The organism is Methylobacterium sp., from assembly GCF_028290105.1.
Lineage (GTDB): Bacteria > Pseudomonadota > Alphaproteobacteria > Rhizobiales > Beijerinckiaceae > Methylobacterium.
Window position 1 is genome coordinate 1 of record NZ_JAQGKL010000036.1, and the last position, 6,378, is coordinate 6,378.

At 66.4% G+C, this 6,378-nt stretch carries 5 protein-coding genes; 3 read left to right on the plus strand and 2 right to left on the minus strand.

Annotation, left to right across the window (positions count from 1 at the left end):
• On the minus strand, positions 1–1,486 hold a 1,486-nt coding region (locus JWQ05_RS02525), incomplete at its 3' end, for a cbb3-type cytochrome c oxidase subunit I (RefSeq protein ID WP_299653969.1).
• 57 nt (positions 1,487–1,543) lie between these two features.
• On the minus strand, positions 1,544–2,746 hold the full coding sequence (cyoA, locus tag JWQ05_RS02530) for a ubiquinol oxidase subunit II (protein ID WP_299653972.1): 1,203 nt from the start codon (positions 2,744–2,746) through the stop codon (positions 1,544–1,546).
• A 354-nt stretch (positions 2,747–3,100) separates the two neighbouring features.
• Between cyoA and JWQ05_RS02535 the strand changes: the two genes are divergently transcribed.
• The 3 genes from JWQ05_RS02535 to JWQ05_RS02545 all read left to right on the plus strand — a co-directional run.
• Positions 3,101–4,435, plus strand: coding sequence for an MFS transporter (locus JWQ05_RS02535; RefSeq protein ID WP_299653975.1), 1,335 nt, complete (start codon positions 3,101–3,103; stop codon positions 4,433–4,435).
• Positions 4,436–4,663: 228 nt separating this feature from the next.
• Complete coding sequence (locus JWQ05_RS02540) at positions 4,664–5,698, plus strand: hypothetical protein (protein ID WP_299653978.1); 1,035 nt, start codon at positions 4,664–4,666, stop codon at positions 5,696–5,698.
• A 105-nt stretch (positions 5,699–5,803) separates the two neighbouring features.
• Positions 5,804–6,378, plus strand: a 575-nt coding sequence (locus JWQ05_RS02545; protein ID WP_299653981.1) for an aldo/keto reductase, incomplete at its 3' end; no start/stop codon positions are given.

The following is a 6,378-nucleotide window of genomic DNA, read 5'->3' on the forward strand; positions in this document are numbered from 1 at the left end:
AGCGGCTCATGCGGCGGGTCACGCCCATCAGGCCGAGCACGTACAGCGGCATGAAGGCGAGGTAAAAGCCAATCGTCCAGAACCAGAACGCCATCTTGCCCCAGAACTCGTCGAGCTTGAATCCGAAGGCCTTGGGGAACCAGTAGGTGATGCCCGCCAGCATGCCGAACAGCACGCCGCCGATGATCACGTTGTGGAAGTGGGCGATCAGGAAGAGCGAGTTGTGCAGGACGAAATCGGCCGGGGGCACGGCGAGCAGCACGCCGGTCATGCCGCCGATGGTGAAGGTCACCATGAAGCCGACCGTCCAGAGCATCGGCACCTCGAAGCGGATGCGGCCCTTGTACATGGTGAACAGCCAGTTGAAGATCTTGGCGCCCGTCGGGATCGAGATGATCATCGTCGTGATGCCGAAGAACGAGTTCACACTGGCGCCCGAGCCCATCGTGAAGAAGTGGTGCAGCCAGACGAGGTAGGACAGGATCGTGATGACGACGGTGGCGTAGACCATCGAGGCGTAGCCGAAGAGGCGCTTGCTCGAGAAGGTCGAGACGATCTCGGAGAACACGCCGAAGGCCGGCAGGATGAGGATGTACACCTCCGGGTGACCCCAGATCCAAACCAGGTTCACGTACATCATCGGGTTGCCGCCGAGGTCGTTCGAGAAGAAGTGCGTGCCGACGTAGCGGTCGAGCGACAGCAGCGCGAGAACGGCCGTGAGGATGGGGAAGGCGGCGACGATCAGGATGTTGGTGCAGAGCGAGGTCCACGTGAAGATCGGCATCTTCATCATGGTCATGCCGGGCGCGCGCATCTTCACGATGGTGGCGATGAGGTTGATGCCCGACAGCAGGGTCCCGATGCCGGCGATCTGCAGCGCCCAGATGTAGTAGTCGACGCCGACGCCCGGGCTCATGGCGGGTCCGGAGAGCGGCGGATAGGCGAGCCAGCCGGTGCGGGCGAATTCGCCCACGAACAGCGACGCCATCACGGTCACGGCGCCGCTCACCGTCATCCAGAAGCTGAAATTGTTGAGGAACGGGAAGGCCACGTCGCGGGCGCCGATCTGCAGCGGCACCACGAAGTTCATCAGGCCCGTGACCAGCGGCATCGCCACGAAGAAGATCATGATCACGCCGTGGGCCGTGAAGATCTGGTCGTAGTGGTGCGGCGGCAGGTAGCCCTCGACGTCGCCGAAGGCCATCGCCTGCTGGGCGCGCATCATCAGGGCGTCGGCGAAGCCGCGCAGCAGCATCACCAGCGCCAGCACGATGTACATGATGCCGATCTTCTTGTGATCGACGGAGGTGAACCAGTCGCGCCAGAGGGTGCCCCAGAGGCGGAAATAGGTGAGCGCGCCGAGCACCGCGACGCCGCCGAGACCGACCATCGCGAAGGTGATGAGGAGGATCGGCTCGTGAAGCGGCACGGCATCGAGCGTCAGGCGCCCGAACAGGAGCTTCTGGAGATCCGGATTGGAGAACATGGGACTGTCTCGTGAGAGGAGTGCCGAATGGGGTCGCGGGCGGCCGAGGCGTCCGCGCTATCTGTTCAACTGGCCCGGGGCGACGGGATCGGAGCCCTTCGAGTCCGTGCCGTCCGCCGCCGGGGCACCGTGGCCCTGGTGGCCCGAATGGTCGTGTCCCGAATGCTCCGGCGCCGAGCCCGGCTTCACGTCGGGCGCGATGGATTTGGGCTTCATGCCCTCGGGCTGCTCGCGGCTGTGCGACTCGCGGCCGGAACCGCCCACGGTGGCCCCCGGCGCCTCGATGCCCTGCTCGGCGTAGCGGTTGTCGTATTCGAGCCGCTTGTGGTTGGCGTGGCTCTCCTTGCCGGCGCCGCCCATGGCGTCGATGTGCATCATCTCGTTCATGCACATCTTGCCGGGCACCGCGCACATGTTGAGCACCGAGCTGTAGAGGCCGTTCTCCACGGTGGAGAAGTAGCGCACGGGCTCGCGCTCGGTCGGCTTCTCCAGGTCGACGTAGCCCTGGCGGCTCAGGGGCTTGCCCTCGGACTTCACCTTGGCGACCCACTGGTCGAACCCGGCCTGGTCGAGACCGTGGAACTTGAAGTTCATCCGCGAGAAGCCGGACCCGCTGTAATTCGCCGAGAGACCCTCGTAGGTACCGGCCTTGTTGATCACCGCGTGGAGCTTCGTCTCCATGCCGGCCATGGCGTAGATCTGCCCGGCGAGCGCGGGGATGAAGAAGGAGTTCATGACGGTGGCGGAGGTGATCTTGAAGGAGATCGGCACGTCGACCGGGGCGGCCAGTTCGTTGACGGTGGCGATGCCCTGATCTGGGTAGAAGAACAGCCATTTCCAGTCGAGTGCGACGACCTCGACAGTCAACGGTTTCACCCCGGGGGCGAGGGGCCGGTCGGCGTCGAGCCGGCTCAAGGGGCGGTATGGATCGAGGGTATGGGTGCTGATCCAGGTCAGGGCGCCGAGCGCGATGACGATCACCAGCGGCGCCGACCAGATCAGCACTTCGAGCTGCGTCGAGTGGTGCCAGTCGGGATCGTACGCGGCCTCCTTGTTCGAGGCGCGGTAGCGCCAGGCGAACAGCAGCGTGAAGGCGATGACCGGGATGATGATGAGCAGCATCAGCCCGGTGGAGGCCAGGATCAGGTCGCGCTGGCGGGCGGCGATGTCGCCGGAGGGCTGCATCAGGACCATGTTGCAGCCCGAGAGCAGGCCGAACAGCGGAAGAAGCACGAGCGTACGAAGAATTTTGACGGGCATGGACTCGTCTGGCGCAATCTCGGTGAAGTCGCCTCCCGTCGCGCCCCGGTCGCCCGGGGTGGGAAGCGCAGCGTCTCAGTGCGCTGCATCGCACCAAATTGACAAGTGAGATGAGACGCGTCTGATCAGCGCTAGGATCATAGCCGGGGGAGCATGGAACAAGGAAGAGGTTCCTTTCCCTGTAGGCTCGGCCGGCCTCGATCTGTTAGAGGTCCGGGGTGGGATGCGCCGCGCTGCCCTTTGCCGCAGCGAAAACGCGGGGCATAAACGGTCCCCTGGATCTACACGGACGAGGCGCGGGCCAGGCCGCGACCGATCTGGTCCCGAACGGATGAAGCGAGCACGGTTCCTTCGATGAGCGCAGATTACGCAGTGCCATCCTCGACGTCGCTGGAGCGCGACGCGCACGAGGCGTCCAGCGACCACCGGGTCGCCCCCGGCGAGATCGCCATCGGGGTCGTCATCGGCCGCGCCGCCGAGTATTTCGACTTCTTCGTCTACGGCATCGCCTCGGTGCTGATCTTCCCCGGCGTGTTCTTCCCCTTCGCCGATCCGCTCACCGGCACGCTCTACGCCTTCGCGCTCTTCGCGCTGGCCTTCGTGGCCCGCCCGATCGGCTCGGCCCTGTTCATGGAGATCGACCGGCGGCACGGGCGCGGCGTCAAGCTGACCATCGCGCTGTTCCTGCTCGGCGGCTCGACCATGTCGATCGGCTTCCTGCCGAACTACGAGCACCTCGGCGCCGTCTCGATCTGGCTGCTGGCGTTGCTGCGCATCGGCCAGGGCCTCGCCCTCGGCGGTGCCTGGGACGGCCTCGCCTCGCTGCTCGCCCTGAACGCCCCCGAGAAGCAGCGCGGCTGGTACGCGATGATTCCGCAGCTCGGCGCCCCGGTCGGCTTCATGCTGGCGAGTGCCCTGTTCGCGTTCTTCCTCGGGAACGTCTCCAACGCGGACTTCCTCGACTGGGGCTGGCGCTACCCGTTCTTCGTGGCCTTCGCCATCAACGTGGTGGCCCTGTTCGCACGCCTGCGCCTCGTCGCCACCGAGGAATTCTCGCGCATGCTGGACATGCAGGAACTCGAGCCGACCCCGGTCCTCGAAGTGCTGCGGACCCATGGCCGCTTCGTCCTCATCGGCGCCGTCGTGCCGCTGGCGAGCTTCGCCCTGTTCCACCTCGTGACGGTGTTCCCGATCAGCTGGATCCACCTGTTCACGAGCCGCAGCGCCGGCGAGTTCCTGCTCGTGCAATGCGCCGGCGCATTCCTGGCCGCCGGCACCATCGTGGTCTCCGGTCTGGTGGCGGACCGCATCGGCCGGCGTACGCAGGTGGGCGTAGCGGCGGGCCTCATCCTGCTGTTCGCGATCGCCAGCATCATCGCGCCGATCGTTGTCGGCGACAGCGAACTCGGCCAGACGATCTACGTGCTCGGCGGATTCGCGCTGCTGGGCTTCTCCTACGGCCAGACCTCGGGCTCGGTGACCGCCAATCTCGGCTCGCGCTACCGCTACACCGGGGCGGCCCTGACCTCGGATCTCGCCTGGCTCATCGGCGCGGGCTTCGCGCCCCTCGTAGCCTTAAGCGTGTCGAGCCGGTTCGGCCTCTCCTGGGTCGGCGTCTATCTCTTGTCGGGCGCCGTCGCGACCCTGTGCGCCCTCGGCTTCAACCGCCGCGAGACAGCCCGTCTCTGACGAGGGGGGACCCGCTACGCCTCAATCGTTTCGAGGCCCCGGCCGCCGCGACTGGCAGCCGGGGCTTTTTGCATGGCATCAGGCGATGACATCGATCCTCAGGCGATGACATCGATTCCAAGATCCCTGTGTTGAGACCGCCATGAAGGCATTCACAAAGCCGCCGTTCGAGACCATGCCGGACTCATGATCTGCACCCAGAGAAGCGACGGTCTCGGGACACGCGTCTTGTCCGCGGTCTATGCGCAGCTGCTGTCGGAGCAGATCGGCGTTCCGGTGAAGGTCATCTGGACACCCCTGGGTTGGCCTGACCCGCCCCACAGCCCAGTCCTGATGCATCCCAAGTACATCCTGGAGCTGTTCGACAGCCTGCACCTGTTCGCGGACCGCACGCAGGGTCGGTACGGCGACATCGTCCTGCACGAGGAGGTGGTCAGCACCGGCCTCTTCAGCCTGTTCTACCATCAGGACGAGCTGTTCCATCTCTCGCGGGGCGAGATCGCCCAGATCGCCTGGATGGGCCCGGGCCTCAACTACGACTTCCCGACGCCCCTGCTCCAGTTCATGGCCAGGGACCCCGACCTGAAGGAAAAGCTGGCGCGCATCGCCGCCTGCATCAACTGGAATGCCGCGCTCCCGGCCGCCCTCGACGCGCTCGGCCGCAGGTGGCCCCTCGGGGAGTGCCTGTCCGTCCATGTCAGGCGCGGCGACATCGTCGGGATGCTCCTGCATTCCGACTTGGCTATCCTGGCCGATGGCCTGATGATCCAGATTCTGCAGAGGCTGACGCCGCTTCAGGCCTATTTCAACGCCGTCGATCAGCATCGAACCGGCGGGATCATCGTCTGCACCGAGGACCGTGCAGTGGTGGACCAGTTCGCCCGCCGCTACGGTCCCGAGCGGATCATCGCCTGCGTGGAGGGCGACCTGACCGAGAACCAGCGCGCCGCGATGGACCTGCTCCTGCTGTCGAAATCGAGGCGGATCATCGCGCCCGTCGTCAGCTTCTTCTCGCAATGCGCCGCCGCGATCGGCAACACGCCGCTCCAGAACACGGCCTGGCGCCTGGAAGAAACCACGGACGAGATCAAGGCCATGCTGCAGGTGGCGCAGTCCCCGCGCGCGCGCGACGTCACCGCGGTCATGTACGCCGCCGCCTATATGATCGCCCTGAGGAACGACCTCGATTCGACGCACCACTTCAAGACGCTCGCGCTCGGCCTCGACCCGGCCCTGTTCCACCGGGTGGCCGGCGATGCCTGAGGGCATGTCGAACCCTCATGGCACGTCGAAGCCTCAGGGCATGTCGAAGCCCGGCTCCGGCCCTAGATGAGCCGGACGTTCGCCTCCTCCGGAGTCCACGCTGCCATGCATCCCTCCCGACGCGCCGTCATCGCCGGTGCCGGCCTCCTGCCCCTGTCGGCGACCCTCCTCGGTCGGGTCGCCGCGCCCGCGCAGGCCGAGCCCGCGGGTCTGATCCGGCGCCCGATCCCCTCCTCCGGCGAGACCCTTCCGGTGATCGGGATCGGAACCTCCCGCCGCTACGAGGTCGAGCCCAACGCGGACGCCGTGGCGCCGCTGCGGGAGGCCGTGCAGCGCTTCGTCGCCCTCGGCGGCACGGTGATCGACACGGCACCGAGCTACGGCACCGCCGAGGACGTGCTCGGCCTGATCCTCGGGCAGGACGACCTGCGATCGAAAGTGTTCCTGTGCAGCAAGGTCGGCACGCCCGGCCGCGAGGGCGGGGCCGCCGAGATCGCGCGCTCCTTCAAGCGCCTGAACACGGCGATGATCGACCTGGTCGCCGTCCACAACCTCATCGACCCGGAGACGAACCTCGCCACGCTGCGGGCGCTGAAGGCGGAGAAGAAGATCCGCTATCTCGGCGTCACGGTCTGGCGCGACAGCCAGTTCGCCGATCTCGAAGCGCTGATGCGCCGCGA

Excerpts from the sequence above, each read along its gene's own strand:
- cyoA (WP_299653972.1), bottom strand. The coding sequence starts at position 2,746 with ATGCCCGTCAAAATTCTTCGTACGCTCGTGCTTCTTCCGCTGTTCGGC.
- JWQ05_RS02535 (WP_299653975.1), top strand. The coding sequence starts at position 3,101 with ATGAGCGCAGATTACGCAGTGCCATCCTCGACGTCGCTGGAGCGCGAC.